At 66.3% G+C, this 23,162-nt stretch carries 19 protein-coding genes; 14 read left to right on the top strand and 5 right to left on the bottom strand.

What is annotated here, in order from left to right:
• Positions 1-810 precede the first annotated feature (810 nt).
• The 4 genes from ACQR1Y_RS25680 (at position 811) to ACQR1Y_RS25665 (ending at position 5,117) form a co-directional block, all read left to right on the top strand.
• On the top strand, positions 811-1,806 hold the full coding sequence (locus tag ACQR1Y_RS25680; RefSeq protein ID WP_434876943.1) for an MBL fold metallo-hydrolase: 996 nt from the start codon (positions 811-813) through the stop codon (positions 1,804-1,806).
• A gap of 375 nt (positions 1,807-2,181) precedes the next feature.
• Positions 2,182-3,759 (top strand): pyrroloquinoline quinone-dependent dehydrogenase, encoded by a 1,578-nt coding sequence (locus ACQR1Y_RS25675; protein WP_434876942.1) that lies wholly within the window; start codon positions 2,182-2,184, stop codon positions 3,757-3,759.
• Positions 3,760-4,085: 326 nt separating this feature from the next.
• Positions 4,086-4,424, top strand: a complete 339-nt coding sequence (locus ACQR1Y_RS25670) for a c-type cytochrome (protein ID WP_434876941.1) — start codon at positions 4,086-4,088, stop codon at positions 4,422-4,424.
• A gap of 75 nt (positions 4,425-4,499) precedes the next feature.
• The gene (locus tag ACQR1Y_RS25665; RefSeq protein WP_434876940.1) at positions 4,500-5,117 is read left to right on the top strand and encodes a glutathione S-transferase family protein; all 618 of its coding nucleotides are present in this window, start codon (positions 4,500-4,502) and stop codon (positions 5,115-5,117) included.
• A 29-nt stretch (positions 5,118-5,146) separates the two neighbouring features.
• On the opposite strand, the gene ACQR1Y_RS25660 is transcribed toward ACQR1Y_RS25665, so the two are convergent.
• Positions 5,147-6,079 carry a LysR family transcriptional regulator gene (locus tag ACQR1Y_RS25660; RefSeq protein WP_434877154.1) on the bottom strand — a complete coding sequence of 311 codons (933 nt, stop codon included), beginning with the start codon at positions 6,077-6,079 and terminating at the stop codon, positions 5,147-5,149.
• 97 nt (positions 6,080-6,176) lie between these two features.
• Here ACQR1Y_RS25660 and ACQR1Y_RS25655 point away from each other — a divergent pair, with 97 nt between their 5' ends.
• The 5 genes from ACQR1Y_RS25655 to ACQR1Y_RS25635 all read left to right on the top strand — a co-directional run bounded on the left by ACQR1Y_RS25655 (position 6,177) and on the right by ACQR1Y_RS25635 (position 11,685).
• On the top strand, positions 6,177-6,602 hold the full coding sequence (locus ACQR1Y_RS25655; protein ID WP_434876939.1) for a nuclear transport factor 2 family protein: 426 nt from the start codon (positions 6,177-6,179) through the stop codon (positions 6,600-6,602).
• Positions 6,603-6,628: 26 nt separating this feature from the next.
• Positions 6,629-7,069 (top strand): nuclear transport factor 2 family protein, encoded by a 441-nt coding sequence (locus tag ACQR1Y_RS25650; RefSeq protein WP_434857051.1) that lies wholly within the window; start codon positions 6,629-6,631, stop codon positions 7,067-7,069.
• A 141-nt stretch (positions 7,070-7,210) separates the two neighbouring features.
• Positions 7,211-7,804, top strand: a complete 594-nt coding sequence (locus tag ACQR1Y_RS25645) for a biliverdin-producing heme oxygenase (protein WP_434857050.1) — start codon at positions 7,211-7,213, stop codon at positions 7,802-7,804.
• Positions 7,801-10,332: an HWE histidine kinase domain-containing protein gene (locus ACQR1Y_RS25640; protein WP_434857049.1), complete on the top strand. Its 2,532-nt coding sequence runs from the start codon at positions 7,801-7,803 to the stop codon at positions 10,330-10,332. The genes ACQR1Y_RS25645 and ACQR1Y_RS25640 overlap by 4 nt, the downstream gene beginning before the upstream one ends.
• Before the next feature lie 312 nt (positions 10,333-10,644).
• Positions 10,645-11,685, top strand: coding sequence for a hypothetical protein (locus ACQR1Y_RS25635; protein ID WP_434876938.1), 1,041 nt, complete (start codon positions 10,645-10,647; stop codon positions 11,683-11,685).
• Positions 11,686-11,688: 3 nt separating this feature from the next.
• On the opposite strand, the gene ACQR1Y_RS25630 is transcribed toward ACQR1Y_RS25635, so the two are convergent.
• The gene (locus ACQR1Y_RS25630; protein ID WP_434857047.1) at positions 11,689-12,822 is read right to left on the bottom strand and encodes a site-specific DNA-methyltransferase; all 1,134 of its coding nucleotides are present in this window, start codon (positions 12,820-12,822) and stop codon (positions 11,689-11,691) included.
• 386 nt (positions 12,823-13,208) lie between these two features.
• Here ACQR1Y_RS25630 and ypfJ point away from each other — a divergent pair, with 386 nt between their 5' ends.
• Together ypfJ and moaB are read left to right on the top strand one after the other, a co-directional pair.
• Complete coding sequence (gene ypfJ, locus ACQR1Y_RS25625) at positions 13,209-14,135, top strand: KPN_02809 family neutral zinc metallopeptidase (protein ID WP_434857046.1); 927 nt, start codon at positions 13,209-13,211, stop codon at positions 14,133-14,135.
• A 13-nt stretch (positions 14,136-14,148) separates the two neighbouring features.
• A complete protein-coding gene (gene moaB, locus ACQR1Y_RS25620; RefSeq protein WP_434876937.1) occupies positions 14,149-14,709 on the top strand; it encodes a molybdenum cofactor biosynthesis protein B in 561 nt (186 codons plus the stop codon).
• A gap of 188 nt (positions 14,710-14,897) precedes the next feature.
• Here the strand turns inward: moaB and ACQR1Y_RS25615 are convergent, their stop codons facing one another.
• The 3 genes from ACQR1Y_RS25615 to ACQR1Y_RS25605 all read right to left on the bottom strand — a co-directional run bounded on the left by ACQR1Y_RS25615 (position 14,898) and on the right by ACQR1Y_RS25605 (position 19,060).
• Positions 14,898-15,827 carry a bifunctional helix-turn-helix transcriptional regulator/GNAT family N-acetyltransferase gene (locus ACQR1Y_RS25615; RefSeq protein WP_434876936.1) on the bottom strand — a complete coding sequence of 310 codons (930 nt, stop codon included), beginning with the start codon at positions 15,825-15,827 and terminating at the stop codon, positions 14,898-14,900.
• Between the two features lie 65 nt (positions 15,828-15,892).
• Entirely contained in the window at positions 15,893-16,465 is a 573-nt protein-coding gene (locus tag ACQR1Y_RS25610) for a glycosyl transferase (protein WP_434857043.1), read from the bottom strand.
• Positions 16,466-16,642: 177 nt separating this feature from the next.
• Positions 16,643-19,060 (bottom strand): phosphoketolase family protein, encoded by a 2,418-nt coding sequence (locus tag ACQR1Y_RS25605; RefSeq protein ID WP_434876935.1) that lies wholly within the window; start codon positions 19,058-19,060, stop codon positions 16,643-16,645.
• A 191-nt stretch (positions 19,061-19,251) separates the two neighbouring features.
• Between ACQR1Y_RS25605 and ACQR1Y_RS25600 the strand changes: the two genes are divergently transcribed.
• The 3 genes from ACQR1Y_RS25600 (at position 19,252) to ACQR1Y_RS25590 (ending at position 23,105) form a co-directional block, all read left to right on the top strand.
• A complete protein-coding gene (locus ACQR1Y_RS25600; RefSeq protein ID WP_434857041.1) occupies positions 19,252-20,445 on the top strand; it encodes a PA0069 family radical SAM protein in 1,194 nt (397 codons plus the stop codon).
• Between the two features lie 86 nt (positions 20,446-20,531).
• Complete coding sequence (locus tag ACQR1Y_RS25595) at positions 20,532-21,371, top strand: ribonuclease HII (RefSeq protein ID WP_434876934.1); 840 nt, start codon at positions 20,532-20,534, stop codon at positions 21,369-21,371.
• A gap of 225 nt (positions 21,372-21,596) precedes the next feature.
• Positions 21,597-23,105, top strand: a complete 1,509-nt coding sequence (locus tag ACQR1Y_RS25590; protein WP_434857039.1) for a glycosyltransferase family 39 protein — start codon at positions 21,597-21,599, stop codon at positions 23,103-23,105.
• Positions 23,106-23,162: the final 57 nt, after the last annotated feature.

Below are 23,162 nucleotides of genomic sequence, written 5' to 3'. Positions count from 1 at the left end.
GTTGCCTACCCTACGATCCTTGCAGACGAAGGAGAGATCGATTCACGTTTCAAACAGCGGGCATGGCAGACAATTATGAAGAGCGACATGGCTGCGCGTTCTCGCGGCACATCATGCCCGAGGCTGGCCTCAGTCCATCCCTCGCAAACAGGCAGAGGGCGCAGGGAATGCCGGATGCTGGCCGCACCCATGGCCCGCCTGCAAACTAAAAAGCAGGCGGCAGTCACCACAGGTTCAGCCGAGAACACCCGGCATTCCCTGCGCGATGGTCTCACGCTTATACGCAGTCTCCCTGGTGCGCCGGCTTGTTGGCCACCATGCCGCGACAATGCTTGCGCATCGCGCGGGGGACACCAGCTTCGGGGTGTCAGGACGCTGCGACTTCGCGTCCGCGACAGATCGTTCGTCCGCGCCCCCGTTGCCGAGGACGCTGCGATCTCTCGCGGCCACCGCATCCCGGCCTCGCGTGTCGTGACGATCGCGCGCTACGCCCCTCTCGTTGAGGCGGGATGCGGGGAGATGATCATGGTTTCCGAAAAATAGCAAGAAAATTATTTTTATAAGAATGACATCGCGAAGCGGGGCGGGTCCCGCGGCGCCAGCGTCTGCGTGTCTGTTTCGTGACCACAGCGCCGAATCTTTTTCATTGCCCGGCGAATGCGGATGTAGATAATCTGAGATTGTGTTGCTTCGCCTTGCATCCTTTGTGTGCGGCGCGAACGCAGGCTGTGCGGCAACGAAGAGTCATCGATCAACGGCTCGGACCAACACGAGCTTCGCCAGAACAAGATCAATTGAGGGGAGGGACGCATGACGAATGCTGTTGTCTCACGCCGTTCGCTGCTGGGTGTCGGCGCTGCCGCGGGACTCTATGGGTTGACGGGGCTAGCCAGCTCTCCCGTCCTGGCCAAGGGTCCGTTCCTGAACACACAGGCGCCGACGTTCTTCCGTTTCAAGCTCGGCTCGGCCGAGGCCACCATCATCTCCGACGGCATCCTGCCGCTCGGCGATCCCCATGCGGCGTTCCTCGGCATCTCGCCTGGCGAACTCGATTCGATGCTGACCAACAACTTTCTGCCCGTCGGCGCCGCGACGCTGGAGCAGAACATCCTGGTGCTCAACACCGGCGAGAAGATCATCATCTTCGACAACGGCATGGGCGTCTCGAAACTGTTCGGCGACACCACCGGCAAGATGCTGATGACCTTGAAGCAGGCCGGCATCGAGGCCAAGGACGTCGATGCGCTGGTCATGACGCATGCGCATATCGACCATTGCGGCGGCGTCATCGGCCCTGACGGCAAGCCGAGCTTCCCCAACGCCGAGCTGTTCATCTCCGAGGCCGACTTCACCTTCTGGACCGACGAGACCAAGGTCGGCCCGACCTACAAGGCGTTCTACGAGCAGGCGGTGCGCAACCTTGTCCCGGTCAAGGACCGCATCACCTTCTTCAAGGACGGCCAGGAGTTCCTGCCGGGGGTGCAGGCGATGTTCACCCCGGGCCACACGGTCGGGCACACCATCTTCCTGATCCAGTCCGGCAAGGACCAGCTCTGCTATATCGGCGACATCTCGCATCATCCGGTGCTGCTGATCGAGAAGCCGCTGATCGAGTTCGCCTACGACACCGATCCCAAGCAGGCCGCCAAGACCCGCGTCCGCGTGCTCGACATGCTCGCCAGCAACCGGATCCGGATCCTCGGCTATCACTTCCCGTGGCCGGGCATCGGGCACATCGGCAAGGCCGGCGACGGCTTCCGCTACTTCCCGACGGCGGTGCACACGATGGACGTGGCGCCGATCTGATCTCAAGTGTCCGACCCATATCTGAAAGCAGGTGGATCGCGCCCAGACCGCACGCCCGCACTTTGCGGGCGCTTGCGTCTGCCATGGCTTATCGGCGTGATCACCGATGCAACGGCGAGACGAGGCACGAGGTAGGACCATCGCCTATGACCAAGCTGAGTGTTTCGCGAAATCGTATCCACATCGTCATGCCCGGGCTCCGTCCCGCCTGCGCGGCCGGAGCCGCTTCGGCGCGGCGAAGGCCCGGGCATCCACGTCGTTCTCAGCATGCCGGACGACGTGGATGGCCGGGACAAGCCCGGCCATGACGAGTGGAGGCAGGCGAGCGCAACATGTCGATCGTTACATGCGATAGCCCTGAGGAAAGAGGTCACCATGCGCGTCGCTAGGAAGTTTCGTCACGGCGGGCGATCGCTCCGCACCGCGGCCCTCGCCGGGTTCGGTTTGGTGATGCAGGCGACCCTGGTGCAGGCCGGGCCAGGCGTCGACTGGCCGGCCTACAACAACGACTACATGGGCCAGCGCTATCAGCGGCTCAAGCAGATCAACACCAAGAACGTGGCCGAGCTGAAGGAAATCTGCCGCGTGCAGTTGCAGGAGGGCGGCCCGTTCCAGACCGGCCCGGTCGTGATCGACGGTGTGATGTATCTGACGACGGCGCGGCTGACGTTCGCGCTGGATGCCGCCACCTGCAAGGAGAAATGGCGGCACACCTACGAGTCCGCGCGCGAGGATGTCTGGCCGGTCAATCGCGGCGTGGCGGTCATCAACGGCCGCGTCATCCGCGGCACGCCCGACGGACATCTGCTCGCGCTGGATGCGCAGAGCGGCGCGCTGATCTGGCAGAACATGGTCGGCGATTCCATGCTGGGCGAATTCCTGTCGGGCGCGCCGGTCGGCTGGAACGGCCTCGTCTTCACGGCCACCGCAGGTTCCGACTGGGGCGTGCGCGGCCGCGTCATGGCGTTCGACGTGCTGACCGGGCGCGAGGTCTGGCGCTTCGACACCATCCCGACCGGCGACCAGCCGGGCGCCGAGACCTGGCAGAACAAGAAGTCGGCGCTGACCGGGGGCGGCGGCTCGTGGTCGACCTTGTCGCTCGACATCACCACCGGCGAGCTGTTCGTGCCGGTCGGCAATCCCGCGCCTGACATGTTCCCGGAATATCGGCCGGGCGACAATCTCTATACGGACTCCCTGGTGGTGCTCGATGCGCGCACCGGCGCGCTGAAATGGTATCATCAGGTCAAGGCCAATGACGGCATCGACCACGATCTCGGCGCGGCGCCGACCTTGTTCCGCTCGCCCGACATTCAGGACATCGTCGTGTTCGGCGGCAAGGACGGTTTCGTCACGGCCATCGACCGCGCCACGCGCAAGCCGATCTACCGCGTGCCGGTCACGACGATCGACAATGTGGGGGCGCGGCCGACGGAGGCCGGCGTGCATGTCTGTCCCGGCCTGCTCGGCGGCGTCGAATGGAACGGCGGCAGCTACGATCCGGTCAACGGCGCGATCTATTTCGGCGCGGTCGACTGGTGCGGCACCTTCAAGAAGGGCGACGCGAAATATGTCGCGGGCGAGTTCTTCTTCGGCGGCGAGCCGACGCTCGATCCGCCGGACAAGGCCGCCGGCTGGGTGACCAGCCTGAACGCGGTCAGCGGCGAGGTGAAGTGGAAGTACAAGGCGGCCAAGCCGGTGGTCAGCGGCATCACGGCGACATCGGGCGGTCTCGTCTTCGGCGGCGACACCGGCGGCAATTTCTTCGCGCTCGACAGCCAGACGGGCAAGCCGCTGTATCAACTGGCGACGCAGGGCATGATCGCCGGCGGCGTGGTCACCTATCAGACCGGCGGCAAGCAATACGTCGCGCTGACCTCCGGCAACGTCTCGCGGTTCACCTTCGGCGAACTCGGCAACCCGACGCTGATCATCCTGGGATTGCCGAATTGAGTGAGCGCACTCTCGCCTCTGTCGTCGTTCCGGGGCGCGCGCAGCGCGAGCCCGGAACCCATACCCACAGGATGTCGTGTGGGGCACGCGCGCGGTGGGCATCTCGCCTCACAGCTGATGTCGTGGCTATGGATTCCGGGCTCATTCGCGCTGTTTCAAAATGGCTTCGCCATTTTGCGCGCGAATGCCCCGGAATGACGAAGCAACTTGGACCATCGGCGCTTCGGACAGTCGCACAGCAATCGAAGGAGGCGAGAGGCAAAGTGGCGCGTCGATCGCGAATGCGTGCGCCAGCCTTGTGTTGGATCCTGAGCGGAAGCGCGCTCGTGGTCGCGTGCGACCTCGCCTTTGCCGGTCCGGCCTCCGACCTCGGTGAGGCCCAGTTCAAGAAATCCTGCGCGATGTGCCATTCGCTGGAGCCCGGCCGCAACAAGCTCGGGCCGTCGCTGTTCGGGGTGCTCGGCCGCAAGGCCGGCACGGTGGCCGGATTCAACTACTCCTCGGCCAACAAGAGCTCCGGCCTGATCTGGACGCGCGAGACGCTCGACGTCTATCTGGCCGATCCGCAGACGATGGTGCCGGGCACGCTGATGGCGTTTCCCGGCGTCAAGAATGCCGCCGATCGCGAGGCGCTGGTCGAGTTCCTTGCCAGCCAGCATGAATGACAGGCGCGCACGGGCAGGGGTGGACGGCTCGAGCCGGCGCCGCTACGGTCCGCCGTCAATTTCGAGGGGGTCACCATGCTCAAGCTCTATGTCGCGCCAGGCACCTGCGCGCTTGCCTCACACATCGCGCTCGCCGAGGCCGGCGCCGCCTACACGGTTGAGAAGCTCAGCTTCAAGACCAACCAGCAGAACAGCCCGGACTATCTCGCGATCAATCCGAAGGGCCGCGTGCCGGCGCTGGTGACGGAGCAGGGCATCCTGACCGAGACGCCCGCCATGCTCGCTTACATCGCGCAGCGCTTCCCGAAGGCGCAGCTTGCGCCGCTCGACGACATCTTCGCCTTCGCGGAAGTGCAGTCCTTCACCGCCTATCTCTGCTCGACGGTCCACATCGCCCATGCGCACAAGATGCGCGGCCATCGCTGGGCCAACGAGGAGTCGTCTTTCGCCGACATGAAGAGGAAGGTGCCGGAGACGATGAGCGCCTGCTTTTCGCTGATCGAAGGCAAGATGCTGCGCGGTCCCTTCGTGATGGGCGAGCAGTACACGATCTGCGATCCCTATCTGTTCACGATCGCGCAATGGCTGGAAGGCGACAGCGTCGACATCAACGCCTTCCCGAAGGTCGCCGACCACTTCAAGCGCATGGCCGAACGGCCGGCGGTGAAGCAGGCGTTCGCCGAACTGGCCTGACGAGCGCGTCTGCGTCGTGCGGCGGCGGCTCATGAGGCCGCCGTTTTTCGCACAGGCCCGCCGCCGAGCTCGCGGCCGGTCTGCAGCATCAGCGTGCGCAGCCAGATCGAGCCCGGCTCGACCTGGGCGCGGGTCGGATAGAACATGTACTGCTCGTCGACGCCGGGATCGAGCGGCGGCGCGACGGTCGTCAGCCCCAGCGGCCGCGCCAGCGCCGAGATCAGGCGGCGCGGCACGAAGGCGACGAGGTCGGTGCGCGCGGCGACATGCAGCGCCTCGATATAGCTCGGCACCACCAGCGCGATCCGCCGCTCCCAGCCCTTGCTGCGCAGCCAGTTGTCGATCAGGTCCTCGCTCTGGCCGCGCAGCACGACCGCGACATGCCGCGCCGACAGGAACGTCTCGCGCTTCGAAAGACGCGCGCCGGCCGGATGGCCGCGGCGCACCGCCAGCGCGTCGCTGTCGGTGTAGAGCAATTGGCGGTGAAAGCCTTTGAAGGCGTTGCCGATCGAGATCACCATGTCGATGGTGCGCGCGAACTCGGCGTGGAAGATCGCAGGCCCCCGCCACGGCACGACGTCGATGCGGATGTTGGGCGCCGCGCGCGTCACCTTGGCCATCAGCGACGGCATCAGCAGCTCGACCGCGAGATCGGGCATCATCAGCCGGAACTGGCGCTCGCTTCGGCCGGCGTCGAAGACATCGGGCGTGAACAGGCCGCGCACCTGGTCCAGCGCCAGCGCGAGCGGCGCCTGCAGCGCGAGCGCCCGCGGCGTCAGCTCCATGCGCGCGCCGGTTCGGACCAGCAGGGGATCGCCGAGCAGATCGCGCAGCCGCTGCAGCGCATGGCTGGTCGCCGGCTGTGACAGGCCGATCCGCAACGCCGCGCGGCTGACGCTGCTCTCGCGAAGCAAAGCGTCCAGCGCCACCAGCAAATTGAGATCGAGCGCGGCTAAATTCATCAGGCGAATGGATATCATATTTCATATCGATTGGAAGAATGTCCGGCCGTGCTCCATCCTCCCCGTCGAACCCGGGAAATTCAGGAGGAACGATCTCATGACCGCCAGCGCCAACAAGCAATGGATGCAGGAGCTGCTCGCGAAGGCCGCCGCCGGCGACCGCGCGGCCTATCTTTCGGCGATCGCCGACGACGTCACCATGGTGATCACGGGGCAATATTCATGGTCGCAGACCATCAGGGGCAAGGAGGCGCTGTTGCGCAATCTCCATGGCCACCTCGCCAGCCTGCTGGCGGAGGGCCGCCGCACCGTCCCCCACCGCTTCATCGCCGAGGATGATCTCGTCGTGGTCGAAGGCAAGGGCGAGATGCGCACCAAGTCCGGGCAGGCCTACAACAACGACTACTGCCTGATCTTTCGCCTGCACGAGCGGCGCATCGTCGAGATCCGCGAATATTGCGATTCCGCACTGACGGAGGCGGTGCTGGGATCGTACCCAGCGTCGCTGCGGCAGGCGAACTGATGGCAAGAGCCGGGGGAGACGCACCGATGAGCACCGTGGACACCACGAGCCGGCACAACAAGCAGATCGTGCAGCACGTCTTCGACGAGCTGGCCAGGAGCAACCCGCAGCCGCTGCTGGCGCATCTCGCGGACGATTTCCGTTTCGTCATCATGGGCAGCGGATCATGGTCGCGCAGCTATGACGGCAAGGAGACCGTTCTCGCCGAATTGTTCGCGCCGCTGCGGGCGCGGCTCGGCCGCATCACCACCATCCCGGTACGTCTGATCGCGGACGGCGACCACGTCGTGGTCCAGGCGCGCGGTCGCAACACGACCACCGATGGCCGCGCCTATGAGAACGACTATTGCAACGTGCTCCGGCTCGACAATGGCCGCATCACCGAATGGGTGGAGTATTGCGACACGCTGTTGATCGAGACCGCGCTGGGGCCGCCACCGTCGGCGGCCCTGCGCGACGACCGCTGAGGCGGCGACCGGAACCCGGCGCGGCAGGGCCGCATCATCGTGCCAGAAAAAAGCGAGCTGGAGCGGGAACCCACCCGTTCCAGTGACGTTGCATGAGGCCGTGGCGCCCCTGCGGCCCCTTTCCTTTTTCTGAGCCCCTTGATGTCGCTGGCAGCCATTTCCGATGACCCATTTCTCGCTGACGGCAACGAGGGCATTCGCGACAGATTGAGGGCCGCCACGGCAGCGGCTCACCATGCCCTCGATGAGCGCCTCAGCCGCTTCGACCTGACGACCACCGCGGATTATCGCCGGTTTCTGCAGGCGAGCGCGGCCGCGCTGTTGCCGCTGGAGCAGATGCTCGACCGCGCCGGTGCCGGCGCGATGCTCGGCGACTGGACCCGGCGGCGGCGCTCGGAGGCGATCTGCGCCGATCTCGCCGAGCTCAACGGCCGCGCCGCTCCGATGGAGCTGCCAGCCCGGCCGCTCGACCGTTCCGCCGTCCTCGGCACGCTCTATGTCCTGGAAGGATCGCGTCTCGGCGCCGTGTATCTGCTGCGCATCGTGGCGGCGTCGCCCGATCCCCGGGTGCGACGCGCCACGCGCTATCTGCGTCATGGCGCCGGGCAGGGGCTGTGGCGCAGCTTCCTGTCGGTGCTTGCCGCAGAGCGGCTTCCGCCAGGCGAGGACATCAGGGTGATGACAAGCGCGCGCGAGGCGTTCGCGGTGTTTGCGACCGCGATGGCCGCATCATGAACGAGCCTGTCAACCTCACCAATTGCGATCGCGAGCCGATCCATGTCCCCGGCAACGTGCAGCCGTTCGGCTTCCTGCTCGCGCTGGTGTCCGACTTCACCATCTGCATGGCCTCGGAGAATGCGCCGGATTTCCTCGGCGGCGATCTCGGCTGGCTGCTGCACAGGCCGCTCGACGTCGTCCTTTCCGAGGCCGCGGTGGCGACGATCCGTGCGCGGGTCGACTATCTGAGCGGACCGGACGCGGTCGAGCGCGCGTTCGGCATCGATCTGCAAGGGCAGGGCCGGCTGTTCGATCTCGCGATCCACTTCTCGGGCGCCTACCTGGTGGTCGAGGCGGAGCCGAGCCTGATCGAGACCGGCGTCAATTCCGGCGAGCTGGTGCGGCTGATGCTGGGCCGCATCCGCAAGACGGCGGGCATGACCGAGCTTGCGCAGGAGGGCGCGCGCCAGCTCAAGCTCCTGACCGGCTTCGACCGCGTCATGGTGTATCGCTTCCATCCGGATGGGTCGGGCGAGGTCATCGCGGAAACCGCGGGCTCCGGCCTGGAGCCGTTCCTCGGCCTGCACTATCCGGCGTCCGACATTCCGCGCCAGGCGCGGCAGCTCTACCAGCGCAACTGGCTGCGCATCATCGCCGACATCAACGCCACGCCGTCGCCGCTGACGTCGATGCCGGCGCACAATGCCGGGCTGCTCGATCTGTCGATGAGCGTGCTGCGCGCGGTGTCGCCGGTCCACATCGAATATCTCCGCAACATGGGCGTGGCCGCCTCGATGTCGGTGTCGATCCTGCGCGACGGCAAGCTGTGGGGGCTGTTCGCCTGCCACCATTATTCGCCGCGCCATTTGTCGTTCGAAAAGCGCACCGCGGCCGAGCTGTTCGGGCAGATGTACTCCTGGCTGCTCGAGGCGCGCGAGCGCGAGACCGATGTCGCCTATGAGACGCGGGCGCACCAGATCCAGGAGCGGCTGATCGAGCGCGCCGCCGCGCTGGCGCACAGCAAGCGGGCGATCCTCGATTTCGTCGCCGACTACCGCCAGATGATCGAATGCGATGGCCTGGCCGTGTGGTCGGACGACGAGATCACGCTCGACGGCGAGACGCCGACCGAGGACGAGGTGCAGGACCTCATCGGCTTCATCAATAGGACATCGCCGGGCCGCATCTGCGCCAGCGCCGAGATCGCCAAGGTCTATGCGGCGGGCGAGGCGTTCCGCGATCGCGCCGCCGGATTCCTGGCGATCCCGATCTCGCGCGCGCCGCGCGATTGCCTGATCTTCTTCCGCCGCGAGGTGCTGCGCTCGGTCAATTGGGCCGGCGATCCTAACAAGACCTATGCCGAGGGTCCGCTCGGGCCGCGGCTGACGCCGCGCAAGAGCTTCGAACTTTGGCAGCAGACGGTGGCCGGCCAGTCGAAGCCATGGACCGCCGCGGACCTGCGCATCGCCGAGAGCCTGCGCGTCACGCTGCTGGAAGTCATCCTGCAATTGTCGGAGCTCGCCGCGCGCGAGCGCCGCGGCGCGCAGGAGCGGCAGGAACTGATGATCGCCGAGCTCAATCACCGCGTCCGCAACATCCTCAGCCTGGTGCGCGGGCTGGTCGCGCAGAGCAAGGAGACGTCGACCTCGGTGGAGGACTTCGCCGCCGTGCTCGGCGGCCGCATCCAGGCCCTGGCGCGCGCGCATGACCAGATCACGAACCTGAACTGGGCCCCGGTCGCGCTGCGCTCGCTGCTCGAATCCGAAGCCGGCGCCTATCTCGGCTCGCGCGCAGGGCGTGTGCGCATGGAAGGTCCGGACGTCGCGCTCGACCCCAAGGCGTTTGCGACGCTCGCGCTCGTCGTGCACGAGATGATGACGAATTCGGCGAAATACGGCGCGCTGGCCGATTCGACCGGACAGGTCGAGGTGCTGTGGCGTCTCGACTCCGGGTCGAGCCTCGTCATCGACTGGAAGGAAAGCGGTGGGCCGCCGGTGCAGCCGCCGTCGCGGCGCGGCTTCGGCACCACCATCATCGAGCGTTCGGTGCCGTTCGATCTCAAGGGCGATGCCGAGATTCGCTTCGACCTTCTCGGCGTGCAGGCGCGCTTCGTCATCCCCGCCAATTTCGTGCAGATGGTGCAGGCGATGGGCGGGGCGCTGCTGCGTGTCGCGCCTGCGGAGGAGCAGACGCCGCGCCTGTCCGGCAACGTTCTCATCGTCGAGGACAATCTGATCATCGCGATGGGTGCCGAGGTGATCCTGCTCGAACTGGGCGCGCGTCATATCGATACGGCCGCATCGGTGAGCCAGGCGCTCAAGGCCATCGAGCGTGCGGTGCCGACCTTTGCGCTGCTCGACATCAACCTGGGCGCGGAGAGCAGCCTCCCTGTCGGGCACAAATTGAAGGAGCTCGGCGTGCCCTTCATGTTCGCCACCGGCTATGGCGAGCGCGCACCGATTCCCGCAGAGCTCTCGGATGCGCCGGTGATCCAGAAACCGTACACGCGCGAACTCGTCGAGAAGGCGCTGTCGAAGCTGACATGAACGGCAATGCGTGCGCGTTTCCACGCGTTGCGCGACGCTGGCATCCAACATCTCATCGTAAGGTTGGATGCGATGGCCGTCCTCCAGCTCACATCCGCGTGTTGTCGCAACCGCGACACGCGTCGATGGACGGAGACTTCGACGCCTATTCCGGCTGTTGCTGCGACAAAACAGCCCGAAAATATTAGAACGCATCAAAGGTACACCGCTGTTCTAACATTGTTTCGACAAATGGAACCACGGCAGCCTTATTCCGAACGAAGTCATCGCCGAAACGGCCCATCGGGGGCGCGTTGAATCGTCGGAGGACTGATGACGAATCGAACGGCGAATTTGTTGCCGTGTGTGGCTGTCGCTGTGCTGGCGGGGACGGCGGCGGCGACAATCGAGTTTTCACCGGCATCGGCTGCTGACGAATGCCTGGCCAAGCCAGGGGCGACGCCTGCGGGGAAGCATTGGTTCTATCGGATCGATCGTGCGACCAAGAAGCAATGCTGGTATCTGCGTGAGGACGATCGTGAATCGCAAGGTGCGTCTCTCGTCACGCGCAAGCTGGCCTCGCACCGGGATCGTTCGCAATTGTCGTCGACGGCCGCCAATGCGCGGGCCGAAATCCAGACGTCGTCGTCAAGGGAGTCCGGCGACGAGGTGAAGGTCATCTCGTCGACGCCGACCGCGACGTCGCTGCCGCCGACCTCGGCCTTCCCGTCCGTTGCAGCTTTCCCCGCTGCGCCGCCTGCGGCTGCAGCGCCTGCACCGATGGCGGCTGCACCGGTCGCAGCTGCGCCGGTGACGACGGTGCCCGAGTCTCCCCGCGTGTCCGCGAGTGAATCGGCCGTCGCGACGCGCTGGCCCGATTCATCCGATGCGCTGCAATCCTCGGCCGAGCCGACGCCCCGCGCGTCGTCCTATCAGCTCGCCGCAGCGAGCGAGCCCGCTCCGGCGTCGACCGCCACTGTCACTCCGGAGCTCGCCGCCGCCGATGCGGCACCGGCCGCGACGATCGGCATGGCCGCAGACGACGCATCGAAGACGCGGATGTTCGCATTCCTCGGCGCTATCGCGGTCGCCGGTTTCTCGACCAGCGTGCTGTTTGCCCGCGCGCGGGCCCGGCGCCAGCTTCGACTCGAGCCGGTGGCGGCGCGCCGCGTGCCGCGCTGGCCGGAGGAGCCGCAGCTCGACCGCATGCACCTGCCGCCGGTGGAGAACTATTATCCGGGTCTGGCGCAGCGCCGGCCGCCGGCCGTGCGGCAAGTCAAGGTCGTGCCGCGCGACGATGCTCGCTACGACGAGCAATACGAGGTCGAAGACCTGCTGGCGCGCTATTCGGGACAGCCGCGCCGCAACGGCTGAGCGTCAGGCGGCGCTCATCTCGGAGCGGATCTCGGCGCGCAGCTCGTCGATCAGCCTGAGGCCGCCTTTGGTCTCGACATGCCAGAACGTCCAGCCGTTGCAGGCCGGCAGTCCCTGGGCGACCGCGCCGATGCGGTGGATCGAACCGACCTTGTCGCCGAGCATGATGGCCCCATCGGCGCGCACCAGCGCGCCGTGGCGGCGCTTGGAGTCGACGAGCTTGGTGCCCGGCGAGATCATGCCGCGCTCGATCAGCTCGGAGAAGGCGACGCGCGGCGCCTCGCGGGCGGTCATGAACGGCGCGAGCGTCGCTTCCGGCAGCGGCTCGACCGCGGCGATTCGCCGCTCGGCAGCTGCCGCGTAGGTCTTGTCGCGCTCGAAGCCGATGTAGCGGCGGCCGAGGCGTTTTGCCACGGCACCGGTGGTGCCCGTGCCGTTGAACGGATCGATCACCAGATCGCCCGGCTTGGATGATGACAGCAGCACCCGCGCCAGCAGGCCTTCCGGCTTCTGCGTCGGATGAACCTTCTTGCCGTCGCCGTCCTTCAGCCTCTCCTCGCCGGTGCACAGCGGGATCAGCCAGTCCGAGCGCGCCTGCACATCCTCGTTGGATGCCTTCAGCGCTTCGTAATTGAACGTGTAGCCCTTCGCCTTCTCGTCGCGCGCCGCCCAGATCATGGTCTCATGCGCGTTGGTGAAGCGGCGGCCGCGGAAGTTCGGCATCGGGTTGGACTTGCGCCAGACGATGTCGTTCAGGATCCAGAAGCCGAGATCCTGCATGATCGCGCCGACGCGGAAGATGTTGTGATAGGAGCCGATCACCCAGATCGTCGCACTCGGCTTCATCGCGCGGCGCGCAGCGAGCAGCCAGGCGCGGGTGAAGTCGTCATAAGCGGCGAAGGAGGAGAACTTGTCCCAATCGTCGTTGACGGCATCGACCTGCGATTCGTCGGGACGCTTGAGCTCACCCTTGAGCTGCAGATTGTAGGGCGGATCCGCAAACACGAGGTCGACGGATGCGGCCTGCAGCTTCGACATCTCGGCGACGCAGTCGCCGACGATGACTTGATGCTCTGCAAGGGGCTGGAATTTAGTGCGGGGCGCCTTTGCAGACGCCCCGCGACGCGACTCTACCATGACTCAAGAACTCTGACTCAGGCGACGCTGTCGGCGACGCGGGACCTAACAACCGACTGCCCACACATTGACCCGGCAAAGTAAAAATGGACTTAACCGGGAAAATTTTTCGCATTTCAGCAAGCATGTTCATCACACGCACCGGTCATGGCGAGACGCGCGTTCATTCACGATGCTCGCCGCACAACGTCGCGATGTGAATGGCTTTTCAGCCGCGTGCGCGCGGGCGCGCGGGTTTTCGGCCGGCATGCGCGCTGCGGATTTTTCGCGCCACGCTAGGCAAATTTTGCCCGCCGGGTTATTGATTAACACAGTGGAAATTTTACCTGTTTGCCGCGTTAGGCATTTCGCGCAGAGCCGCGCAAGGACAGTGAGGAAAGGCCGCCATGCGTTACGATGATTTCCGTCGCAGCGACGACATCGACGACCGTCGCGACGATAGCGGCGGCGGCATGGGCGGCGGTATGGGTCTGCCGATCGGCGGCGGCGGCCTCGGCATCGGCACCATCATCGTGCTCGGCCTGATCGGCTACGCCTTCGGCATCGATCCGCGCATCCTGATCGGCGGCGCCGAGATGCTGAGCCACGGCAGCGCGCCAAGCTACCAGGCTGATCGCCGGTCGTCCGGCAAGACCGGCGCCCCGAAGGACGAGATGGGCGACATGATCGCCGGCGTGCTCGGTGAGATCGACGACCGCTGGAGCGAGATCTTCCAGGCCTCGGGCCAGAATTACACCGGCCCTAAGATCGTACTGTTTCGCAACAGCACCAATGGCGGCCGCTGCGGCATGGCACAGTCGGCGATGGGTCCGTTCTATTGTCCGCCGGACCGGCAGATCTTCCTCGACACCAACTTCTTCCGCGAGGTCGAGACGCGCTTCCGCGGCTGCCAGGGCAATGCCTGCAAGTTCACCGCGGCCTATATCATTGCGCATGAGGCCGGGCACCATATCCAGAACCTGCTCGGCATCCTGCCGCGGGTGACGCGGATGCAGGAGCAGGCGGGCAGCAAGGCGGAGGCCAATGCGCTGCAGGTCAAGGTCGAGCTGCAGGCGGACTGCCTGTCCGGCGTCTGGGTCAATCGCGAAGCCAAGAAACGTCCGGGCTTCCTGGAGGACGGCGACATCGACGCTGCTCTGACGACGGCGTCCGCGATCGGCGACGACACCCTGCAGCGCAAGGCGACCGGGCGCGTGGTGCCGGATTCGTTCACGCATGGCTCGGCCGCGCAGCGCAAGCGCTGGTTCATGATCGGCTACCAGCAGGGCACGGTGCAGGCCTGCAATACGTTCGCCGCGAACGCGCAGCTGTAAGGGTGGTGGCGAGATGGCGATCGACGAGAGCAAGAGCTTCATCCCCCTGAACATCGCCGTGCTGACGGTGTCCGACACGCGTGCGCTCGCCGACGACAAGTCCGGCAACACCTTGAGCGATCGCCTGACTGCGGCGGGCCACACGCTCGCCGCGCGCGACATCGTCACCGACGATGTCGAGAAGATCCGCGGCGTGGTGAAGGGATGGATCGCCGATTCCGGCGTCGACGTCATCATCACCACCGGCGGCACCGGCTTCACCGGCCGCGACGTCACGCCGGAGGCGATCGAGCCGCTGTTCGAGAAGCGGATGGACGGCTTCTCGATCGCCTTCCACATGCTGAGCCACGCCAAGATCGGGACGTCGACGATCCAGAGCCGCGCCACCGCGGGCGTCGCCGGCGCCACCTATATCTTCTGCCTGCCGGGCTCGCCCGGCGCCTGCCGCGACGCCTGGGACGGCATCCTCGCCGCCCAGCTTGACTACCGCACGCGGCCCTGCAATTTCGTCGAGATCATGCCGCGCCTCGACGAGCATCTGCGCCGGCCGAAGGCGCAGGGCGCGACGGCTTAGCCGGGAATGTCTCCGTCATTCCGAGGCAATCGACAGACGCAGCCGCGTCTGGCGATTGAACCCGGAATCCCGAGCTTGCAGGCGCGTGCAAACCAATATCGAGATTCCGGGGTCAAGGCCTGCGGCCTTGTCCCGGAATGACGGTGGTTGCGGTTCAGCGCAGTTTGCTGGCCGCCGGCGCCGTGCGTCTACAATTCCAGCCGCCAAGTCTCCCCCATCAGCGGCACGCCGAACATCGCATGCGGCTCCTCGGCGATCTTGCGAAAGCCGGCGCGGGCATAGATGTCGCGCGCGGCCGTCAGGATGCTCTGCGTCCACAGTTCGATGGTCCGGTAATTCTTCTCGCGCGCGAAGCGGATGCATTGCTCGGTGAGGGCCCGGCCGACACCGAGCCCGCGGGCCGACTTCTCGACGAGCAGCAAGCGGATCTTGGCGATGTCATCGCCGCCCTTGACCAGGAAGATCGAGCCGACCGGCTCGCCGGCCAGCTCGGCGATCCAGCAATGCTCGCGCGCCGGGTCGTAGTTGCGGATGAACTGCGCCCCGATCTCGGCCACCAGCGCTTCGAAACTGGCGTTCCAGCCATACTCCTCGGCGTAGACGGCGCCATGGCGGGCGATCACCCAGCCGATGTCGCCGGGCCGGTGGCTGCGCAGCACGACCGGTGCGCGCGACGGCGGCGTGGGCGACAGCGTGCTCTCGATGCTCGCCATCGCGCCGACCAGCCGCTCGCGAAGCGCCGGCGTGAGCGGCGCGATCATCGCTGCGATCTCCTTCTGCGAGCTGCGGTCGAGCCTGGCAAAGGCCTGCAGTCCCTTCGCGGTGAGTGCGAGCTGCTGCTGCCTGCGATCGGATGGCAGCGGCGTCCGGGTGATCAGGCCCTTTTCGTCGAAACTCTGCAAGATGCGGCTCAGATACCCCGCATCCAGGCCGAGATAGGTCCCGATCTCCTTGGCCGACACCGCCTCGCGATGGGCGAGCTCGTAGAGCACGCGGGCCTCGGCCAGCGAGAACGGGCTGTCGAGCAGGTGCTGATCGAGCGCGCCGAGTTTCTGGGTGTAGAAGCGGTTGAAGGCGCGAACGGCGGTGACCTGGGTGTCGGATGGCGCTGGAATCATGGCTCGTCTCCAATGCTTGCCATTGTCAAACATATGGTTGACTTTGGCAAGTATCGAGACGGCGCTCAGATCATGACGATCCGGCTGCGCAGCATGGTGCGGGAGGAGCGGCCGAGCTGGCGCAGCAGCCGCGTCTCGGGGCGCCTGGCCTCCGGCCTGTAGCCGCCGACCTGGCGGTAGTGGTCCCTGGCGATCAGCAGGCCCTGGTCGCCGAGCGGACCGAAGAGAGCGCGGCTCACCGCCCGCAGCCGGTCGCGCAGGCTGACAGGGGCGTAGGGTGAGCGAGCATAGCGGAAGACGCCGGCGAGCGGCCGGCCGCCCGCCCCGACGCTCTGGATGAACTGCATGGTCTCGTCGATCCAGCCGGGATCGAGCACGGCGCCCGCGGGAAGGAACATCAGCCAGGGCGCGCGGGCCTTGGCGGCGCCGGCGGCGAGCGCGGCGGCATGAGACCCCTCGAACTTCATGAAGTGGCAGCCGGCGACGTCGGCGACGCGCTCCATCACGCTGGAATCGGCGGAGCGGTCGACCAGCAGGACCTCGGTGACGACTCCGGCCGCGGCCCCCGGCACCAGCGCGGACAGGGTGGCCACGGCGGTCTGCTCGACGCCCTCGGTCGGGATGATCACGCTCAGCATGAACCTGGCATCTTCGTTTGCAGCGCCTCCGGTCTGGTTGTTAGCATCTTGTCACAATCAAATCAGCCCGCTGCACTGCGGAATTTTGCAGCAGCGGGCACGCGGCGATCCGTTCGGGCAATGCACGGCGGGTGCTATTTCAAGATGCCTTGGCGCAGACATGCGCGCTCGGCTGGTTCAGTCGCCCGGCTGCGCCGGCGTCGTTCCACCGGCGCTGTTTGGCCACACCCAGTCGCGGATCTCCGGCATGTCCTCGCCATGCGCCCGGATGTAGCGGGCATGTTCGATCAGCGCGTCGCGGAATTTCTGCTTCACATGCGCCGCCGCGACGCTGAGCCCAGGCACCCGTTCGATCGCTTCGATGGCGAGATGGAAACGGTCGAGCTCGTTGAGGACGACCATGTCGAACGGCGTCGTCGTGGTGCCTTCCTCGATGAAGCCGCGCACATGCATGCCGGCATGGTTGGTGCGGCTGTAGGTCAGCCGATGGATCAGATAGGGATAGCCGTGATAGGCGAAGATGACAGGCCTGTCGGTCGTGAACAGGCTGTCGAAATCGCGATCGCTGAGGCCGTGCGGATGCTCGGACCGTGGCTGCAGGGTCATCAGGTCGACGACGTTGACGACGCGGATCTTGAGGCCCGGCAGCTCCTGGCGCAGCAGGTCGACGGCGGCGAGCGTCTCCAGCGTCGGGACGTCGCCCGCGCAGGCCATGACCACGTCGGGCTCCTCGCCGGCCGGCTCGGTGCCGGCCCATGACCAGATGCCGATGCCGGCGTCGCAATGAACCGCGGCCTCCCGCATCGACAGGAATTGCGGCGCGGGCTGCTTGCCGGCGACGATGACGTTGATGCGGTCATAGGTCCGCAGGCAGTGGTCGGCGATCCACAGCAGCGTATTGGCGTCCGGCGGAAAGTAGATGCGGACGATGTCTGCCTTCTTGTTGGCGACGAGATCGACGAAGCCGGGATCCTGGTGGCTGAACCCGTTATGGTCCTGCCGCCAGACATGCGACGTCAGCAGATAGTTCAGGGACGCGATCGGACGCCGCCACGGCAGCTCGCGCGAGACCTTCAGCCATTTGGCGTGCTGGTTGAACATCGAATCCACGATGTGGATGAAGGCCTCGTAGCAGGAGAACAGGCCGTGACGGCCGGTGAGCAGATAGCCCTCCAGCCAGCCCTGGCAGAGATGTTCGCTCAACACCTCCATGACCCGGCCGTCATGGGCGAGATGGACGTCATAGGGCTCGATGCCTTCCATCCAGACGCGCTCGGTGACGTCGAACACCGCGTCGAGCCGGTTCGAGGCGGTCTCGTCCGGGCCCATGATGCGGAAGTTCCTTGTGTCCGCGTTCAGCCTCACGAGCTCGCGCAGAAACTTGCCGAGTTCGCGCGTGGCTTCGGTGATGGTCTCGCCGGGTGAGGTGACCTCGACCGCGAAGGCCCGATAATCCGGCAGCTTCAGCTCGCGCTTGAGCAAGCCGCCATTCGCATGCGGATTGGCGCCCATGCGCCGCGTCCCCTTTGGCGCGAGAGCCTGCAACTCCGGCACGAGACGGCCGTTCGTATCGAACAGCGTCTCCGGCTGGTAGCTCCTCATCCACGCTTCGAGCAGCGCGAGGTGCTCCGGCTTGCCGCGCGGATTTGCGATCGGCACCTGATGCGCGCGCCAGAAGCCCTCGACCTTGAGGCCGTCGACTTCCCTAGGCCCGGTCCAGCCCTTCGGGCTGCGCAGCACGATCATCGGCCAGCGCGGCCGCTGGATCGCCGCATCCGGCTGGCGCGCGTTCTGCTGGATCGAGCGGATGCTGGCGAGGGCGACGTCGAGCGCGTCGGCCATCTGCCGGTGCATCGCCTTGGGCTCGTCGCCTTCGACAAACAACGGCGCGTAGCCATAGCCTTCGAACAGGGATTTGAGCTCGGCATCGCCCAAGCGGCCGAGCACGGTGGGATTGGCGATCTTGTAGCCGTTGAGATGCAGGATCGGCAGCACGGCGCCATCGTGCGCCGGGTTCAGAAACTTGTTCGAGTGCCAGGACGCCGCCAGCGGGCCGGTCTCGGCCTCGCCATCGCCGATCACGCAGGCGACGATCAGATCGGGATTGTCGAACGCCGCGCCGTAGGCGTGAACCAGCGCGTAGCCGAGTTCGCCGCCTTCGTGGATCGAGCCCGGCGTCTCCGGCGCCGCGTGGCTCGGGATGCCGCCGGGAAAGGAGAACTGCCGGAACAGCTTTCGCAAGCCGTCCGCGTCACGGCCGATATCGGGGTAGATCTCGCTGTAGCTGCCTTCGAGATAGGTGTTGGCGACCATGCCGGGACCGCCATGGCCGGGACCGCAGACATAGAGGACGTCGAGATCCTGGGCGACGATGGCGCGGTTGAGATGGGCGTAGATGAAGTTCAAACCCGGCGTGGTGCCCCAATGGCCGAGCAGGCGCGGTTTGATGTGCTCCGGCTTCAGCGGCTCGCGCAGCAGCGGATTGTCGAGCAGATAGATCTGGCCGACCGAGAGATAGTTGGCTGCCCGCCAATAGCGGTCGAGCAGGTCGAGATCGTCAGCGGGAAGGGTCGGTTGGGGAGAACTGAGCTGCATGGGACCTCGCTTGCCGTCCGTTTCGCGCCTGCGGGAGAGTACAGGAGAGTAACGCCGCACCGTCCCGTTCCAACGCGGCCGCAGCATAGAACGGGAATGTGATGGCTGGCCTTGCGCAGGCTCAGAACCGATCCTCCGAGCTTGTTCAATTTTGATCTTGTTATGTTCTCTTTTTGTGCTATGTCTTGGCCATGAGCCGAGCATCTTCACATGCCCTCAAGCGCCCGCCGGTCCCGGTGCCCTCCGAGCCGGTGGGCGCGCCTTCGTCTGGTCCTGATACGACTGGTCCTGACAAGGACTTTCCCGAACTCGCGGTCGCCATCGAACGGGGCCGGCGCCGCGGCCGGGGTGCCCAATCCAATGCGAGCGGCCGCTACGAGGCGGAGGCGCGTGTTGTCTTCGACGATGGTTGGCAGAGCCTCGAGGACTTGCCGCCGTTCAAGACCACGGTCGCGACCGACACCTCGCGCAAGGTCATCACGCGCAACGATTCTCCTGACATCGGCTTCGACCGATCGATCAATCCGTATCGCGGCTGCGAGCATGGCTGCGTCTACTGCTTCGCGCGCCCGACCCACGCCTTTCTCGGCCTGTCGCCGGGGCTGGATTTCGAATCCAAGCTGTTCGTGAAGCCCGACGCGCCGGCGCTGCTGGAGAAGGAGCTTGCCGCCAGCGGCTATGAGCCGCGGATGATCGCGATCGGCACCAACACTGATCCGTATCAGCCGATCGAGCGCGAGCGGAAGATCATGCGCGGCATCCTCGAGGTGCTGGAAAAGGTTGGCCATCCAGTCGGAATCGTCACCAAGTCGGCGCTGGTGATGCGTGATGCCGACATTCTGGCGCGGATGGCCAAGAAGAATCTGGCAAAGGTCGCGATATCAGTGACCACGCTGGATCCGAAGCTGGCCCGCACCATGGAGCCGCGGGCCTCGACGCCGTCGAAGCGGCTGGAGGCCTTGCAGGCGCTGTCGAAGGCGGGCATCCCGACCACGGTGATGGTGGCGCCGGTGATCCCGGCGCTCAACGACAGCGAGATCGAGCGCATCCTCGATGCCGCTGCTCATGCCGGCGTCAAGGAAGCGGCCTATGTTCTGTTGCGGCTGCCGCTGGAGGTGCGCGACCTGTTCCGCGAATGGCTGCTGGAGCACTATCCGGACCGCTATCGCCATGTGTTCACCTTGATCCGCGACATGCGCGGCGGCCGCGACTACGACTCGCAATGGGGCACGCGCATGAAGGGCACGGGACCGATGGCCTGGATGATCGGACGCCGCTTCGAGATCGCGTGCGAGAAGCTCGGCCTGAACAAGCGGCGGACCAAGCTGACCACGGATCATTTCGTGCGGCCGAAGGGCGGCGGGCAGCAGTTGAGTCTGTTCTGAGGCGACCTCAATTGGGAACCCCGCGTATGGGAATAGCGGGGAATTGAGGTCCGCTGCGGTTGCGCTGCGTTGGACCGTTCCGCACGATGCGGCGCATGATTCGGGACCAAGCGAACAAGCCGGGCAGGGCGAACGCGGCCGGTGCTGCGAAGAAGAGCGTCGCTGCGAAGGCCACGGCCAAGACAGGCGCGGCGAGCGCTGGCGGCAAGCTCGGTAAGGGCGTCATCGCGGTGGCGCCGCCGAGCTTTCGGCGCGAGCGGGCGCTGTTGAAGCAGGGCATCTGGCCGGTCGCCGGCTGCGACGAGGCCGGCCGCGGTCCGCTCGCGGGTCCCGTGGTGGCGGCGGCGGTGATTCTCGATCCCAATCGCATCCCGAAGGGGCTCGATGATTCCAAGCGGCTGACGGCCGAACAGCGCGAAGTCCTGTTCGACAAGATCTGCAAGACATCGGCCTTTGCTGTCGCCTTCGCCTCGCCGTCGCGAATCGATCGCGACAACATTCTGCGCGCGTCGCTGTGGGCGCTGTCGCGCGCGGTGAAGGCGCTGCCGGAGGCGCCGAAGCACGTGTTCGTCGATGGCCGCGACCGTATCGACGTCGATTGCAACTGCGAGGCGGTGATCGGCGGCGACGGGCTGGTGATGTCGATCGCGGCGGCCTCGATCGTCGCCAAGGTCACGCGCGACCGGCTGATGTGCGCGCTGGCGCAGGATTGCCCCGGTTACGGCTTCGAGCAGCACAAGGGCTACGGCGTGCCGGAGCATCTGGCCGCCTTGGACCGGCTCGGCCCCTCGGTGCATCATCGCAGCCTGTTTGCCCCGGTCGTGGCGGCCCGGCAGAAGCATCAGCCTTTGGCGGTCGAGCCCAAGCCGGATCTGTTCGCGGAGATCACGCTGGTCACGTCCACCGAAATCTCGCTTGGCACCTGATGCCGGTTGCCTCGACCGCGCCACGGTCTTAAAGCTTGAGGCAGCCAGCCAGCACGAAGTGTCACTCCTCGCAGCGGGGGCGGTGTTGTGCGCCCAGTCGTGCGGTATCGATTGCGGGCGTCGGACAGCGAGGCTGCTGCGCATGAGGGGCGGTCCTGCCGGCATCCCCGACGTCCCAAGCGATCCCAGCTTCAAAGCGATCCCAGCTAAGCGATCCAGCCGTTCATGCGTTTCACGTCCCTGGTTGTCGAACTGATCCGCGCAAGACCGCGGCTGGTCGTCGTCATCGTGGTGCTCTGCCAGGCCCTGATGTGGCTCGGCCTTGCCGTGCTGTTCTACCGCAGCCCGCCCGGCCAGCTCGCCACCGCCATCGCCTTCGGCCGCGAGTACCAGGTCGGCACCGATCTCGGACCGCCGCTGTCGTTCTGGCTGTCCGACATCGCCTACCGCATCGCCGGCAACCATCTGTTCGGCGTCTATGTGCTGGCCGTGGCGTGTTCGGCGCTGAGTCTCTGGGTGATCTATCTCCTGGCGCGTGCCATCGTCGGCGGCCAGCAGGCCGTGCTTGCGGTGCTGCTCACGATGACCATCACCGCGTTCGGCGCGCCCACGCTCGAATTCGGTCCCGAGGTGCTGGCACGGCCGCTGTGGGCGCTGCTGCTGTTGCATAGCTGGCGGATTCTCGGGCAGGGCCGGCGCAACGCCTGGTTCGCCTGGTCGATCGAGGCGGGGCTGCTGCTGCTGACCACGCCAGCGGCCGCCTTCCTGTTGCTGCTGCTCGCCGGCTTCGTGGTCTCGACCGCGCAGGGCCGCCGCGTGCTGCGCTCGTTCGATCCCTTGTTCGCGCTGCTCGTCGTGCTGGCGCTGGCGCTGCCCTACCTGATCTTCGTGCTGCGCTCCGACAGCGTCGGCCTGCCGGCCTTGCCGCTGCTCGCGGACCTCTCGCTGCGCGGCTGGCACTGGCTTGCGCTCGTCGGCGGCTTGCTGCTGGCGATCGCCGCGATGCTGCTGCTGGTCGTGCTCGATGCCTCCTGGGTCAGCCGCGGCGATACCGAGGCGCCGATCATCTACCGCCGTTCCGTGCCGCCGCTCGCCCGCGACTTCGTCTATTGCTTCGCGATCGCACCGGCGCTCGCGGGCAGCCTGATCTCCGGCCTGTTCGGTCTTCCTGGCGTGCTCGGCGGCACCGCGGTCAGCCTGACCATGGTCGGGCTGGCCCTGGTCGTCGCCTCCGGCGACCTGATCTATCTGCGCCGGCAGCGCCTCTTACGCGTGGTCTGGGCGGCCGCGGTCGCGGCGCCCGCCATCCTCGTCGCCGGCAATGCCGTGGTGCAGCCTTTGACGGGCGACGGCGAGGTCGCGACCTCGATGCCGGCCCGCGACATCTCGCGCTTCTTCGTCGAGAGCTTCGAGCGCCGCACCAATCAGCGGCTGCAGGCGGTCGCCGGCGATCCGCGGCTCGCCAGCCTCGTTGCCCTCGGCCGCCGCCGCGCGCATCTGTTGCTCGACGCCACGCCGCAGCGGACGCCCTGGATCACGCCGGCGAAATTCGCCGAGACCGGCGGCATCGTGGTCTGGCGCGCCTCCGACACCGCGGGCACGCCGCCGCCGGAGCTGGTCCAGCGCTTCCCCGGCCTGGTGCCGGAAGTGCCACGCAGCTTCGACTGGCTGATCAACGGCCGCCAGCCGGTGCTGCGCATCGGCTGGGCGATCGTGCGGCCGAAGGGGACGTAGGTCTATCCACGTTCTCCGTCATTGCGAGGAGCAGTTGCGACGACTTGTCCGCCATAG

It is taken from the genome of Bradyrhizobium sp. HKCCYLRH3099, assembly GCF_051167855.1.
Lineage (GTDB): Bacteria > Pseudomonadota > Alphaproteobacteria > Rhizobiales > Xanthobacteraceae > Bradyrhizobium.
The sequence above is the reverse complement of the archived record's forward strand: the minus strand, read 5'-3'. Positions and strand labels throughout refer to the sequence as shown.

What these genes read in the sequence shown, in the direction of transcription:
- ACQR1Y_RS25615 (WP_434876936.1), bottom strand. Translation starts at nt 15,827, where the DNA reads ATGATTCCAGCGCCATCCGACACCCAGGTCACCGCCGTTCGCGCCTTC.
- ACQR1Y_RS25645 (WP_434857050.1), top strand. Translation starts at nt 7,211, where the DNA reads ATGTCGCTGGCAGCCATTTCCGATGACCCATTTCTCGCTGACGGCAAC.
- ACQR1Y_RS25595 (WP_434876934.1), top strand. Translation starts at nt 20,532, where the DNA reads ATGCGGCGCATGATTCGGGACCAAGCGAACAAGCCGGGCAGGGCGAAC.
- ACQR1Y_RS25665 (WP_434876940.1), top strand. Translation starts at nt 4,500, where the DNA reads ATGCTCAAGCTCTATGTCGCGCCAGGCACCTGCGCGCTTGCCTCACAC.
- ACQR1Y_RS25605 (WP_434876935.1), bottom strand. Translation starts at nt 19,060, where the DNA reads ATGCAGCTCAGTTCTCCCCAACCGACCCTTCCCGCTGACGATCTCGAC.
- ACQR1Y_RS25655 (WP_434876939.1), top strand. Translation starts at nt 6,177, where the DNA reads ATGACCGCCAGCGCCAACAAGCAATGGATGCAGGAGCTGCTCGCGAAG.
- ACQR1Y_RS25640 (WP_434857049.1), top strand. Translation starts at nt 7,801, where the DNA reads ATGAACGAGCCTGTCAACCTCACCAATTGCGATCGCGAGCCGATCCAT.
- ypfJ (WP_434857046.1), top strand. Translation starts at nt 13,209, where the DNA reads ATGCGTTACGATGATTTCCGTCGCAGCGACGACATCGACGACCGTCGC.
- ACQR1Y_RS25680 (WP_434876943.1), top strand. Translation starts at nt 811, where the DNA reads ATGACGAATGCTGTTGTCTCACGCCGTTCGCTGCTGGGTGTCGGCGCT.
- ACQR1Y_RS25600 (WP_434857041.1), top strand. Translation starts at nt 19,252, where the DNA reads ATGAGCCGAGCATCTTCACATGCCCTCAAGCGCCCGCCGGTCCCGGTG.
- ACQR1Y_RS25590 (WP_434857039.1), top strand. Translation starts at nt 21,597, where the DNA reads ATGCGTTTCACGTCCCTGGTTGTCGAACTGATCCGCGCAAGACCGCGG.
- ACQR1Y_RS25675 (WP_434876942.1), top strand. Translation starts at nt 2,182, where the DNA reads ATGCGCGTCGCTAGGAAGTTTCGTCACGGCGGGCGATCGCTCCGCACC.
- ACQR1Y_RS25630 (WP_434857047.1), bottom strand. Translation starts at nt 12,822, where the DNA reads ATGGTAGAGTCGCGTCGCGGGGCGTCTGCAAAGGCGCCCCGCACTAAA.
- ACQR1Y_RS25635 (WP_434876938.1), top strand. Translation starts at nt 10,645, where the DNA reads ATGACGAATCGAACGGCGAATTTGTTGCCGTGTGTGGCTGTCGCTGTG.
- moaB (WP_434876937.1), top strand. Translation starts at nt 14,149, where the DNA reads ATGGCGATCGACGAGAGCAAGAGCTTCATCCCCCTGAACATCGCCGTG.
- ACQR1Y_RS25610 (WP_434857043.1), bottom strand. Translation starts at nt 16,465, where the DNA reads ATGCTGAGCGTGATCATCCCGACCGAGGGCGTCGAGCAGACCGCCGTG.
- ACQR1Y_RS25660 (WP_434877154.1), bottom strand. Translation starts at nt 6,079, where the DNA reads ATGAATTTAGCCGCGCTCGATCTCAATTTGCTGGTGGCGCTGGACGCT.
- ACQR1Y_RS25650 (WP_434857051.1), top strand. Translation starts at nt 6,629, where the DNA reads ATGAGCACCGTGGACACCACGAGCCGGCACAACAAGCAGATCGTGCAG.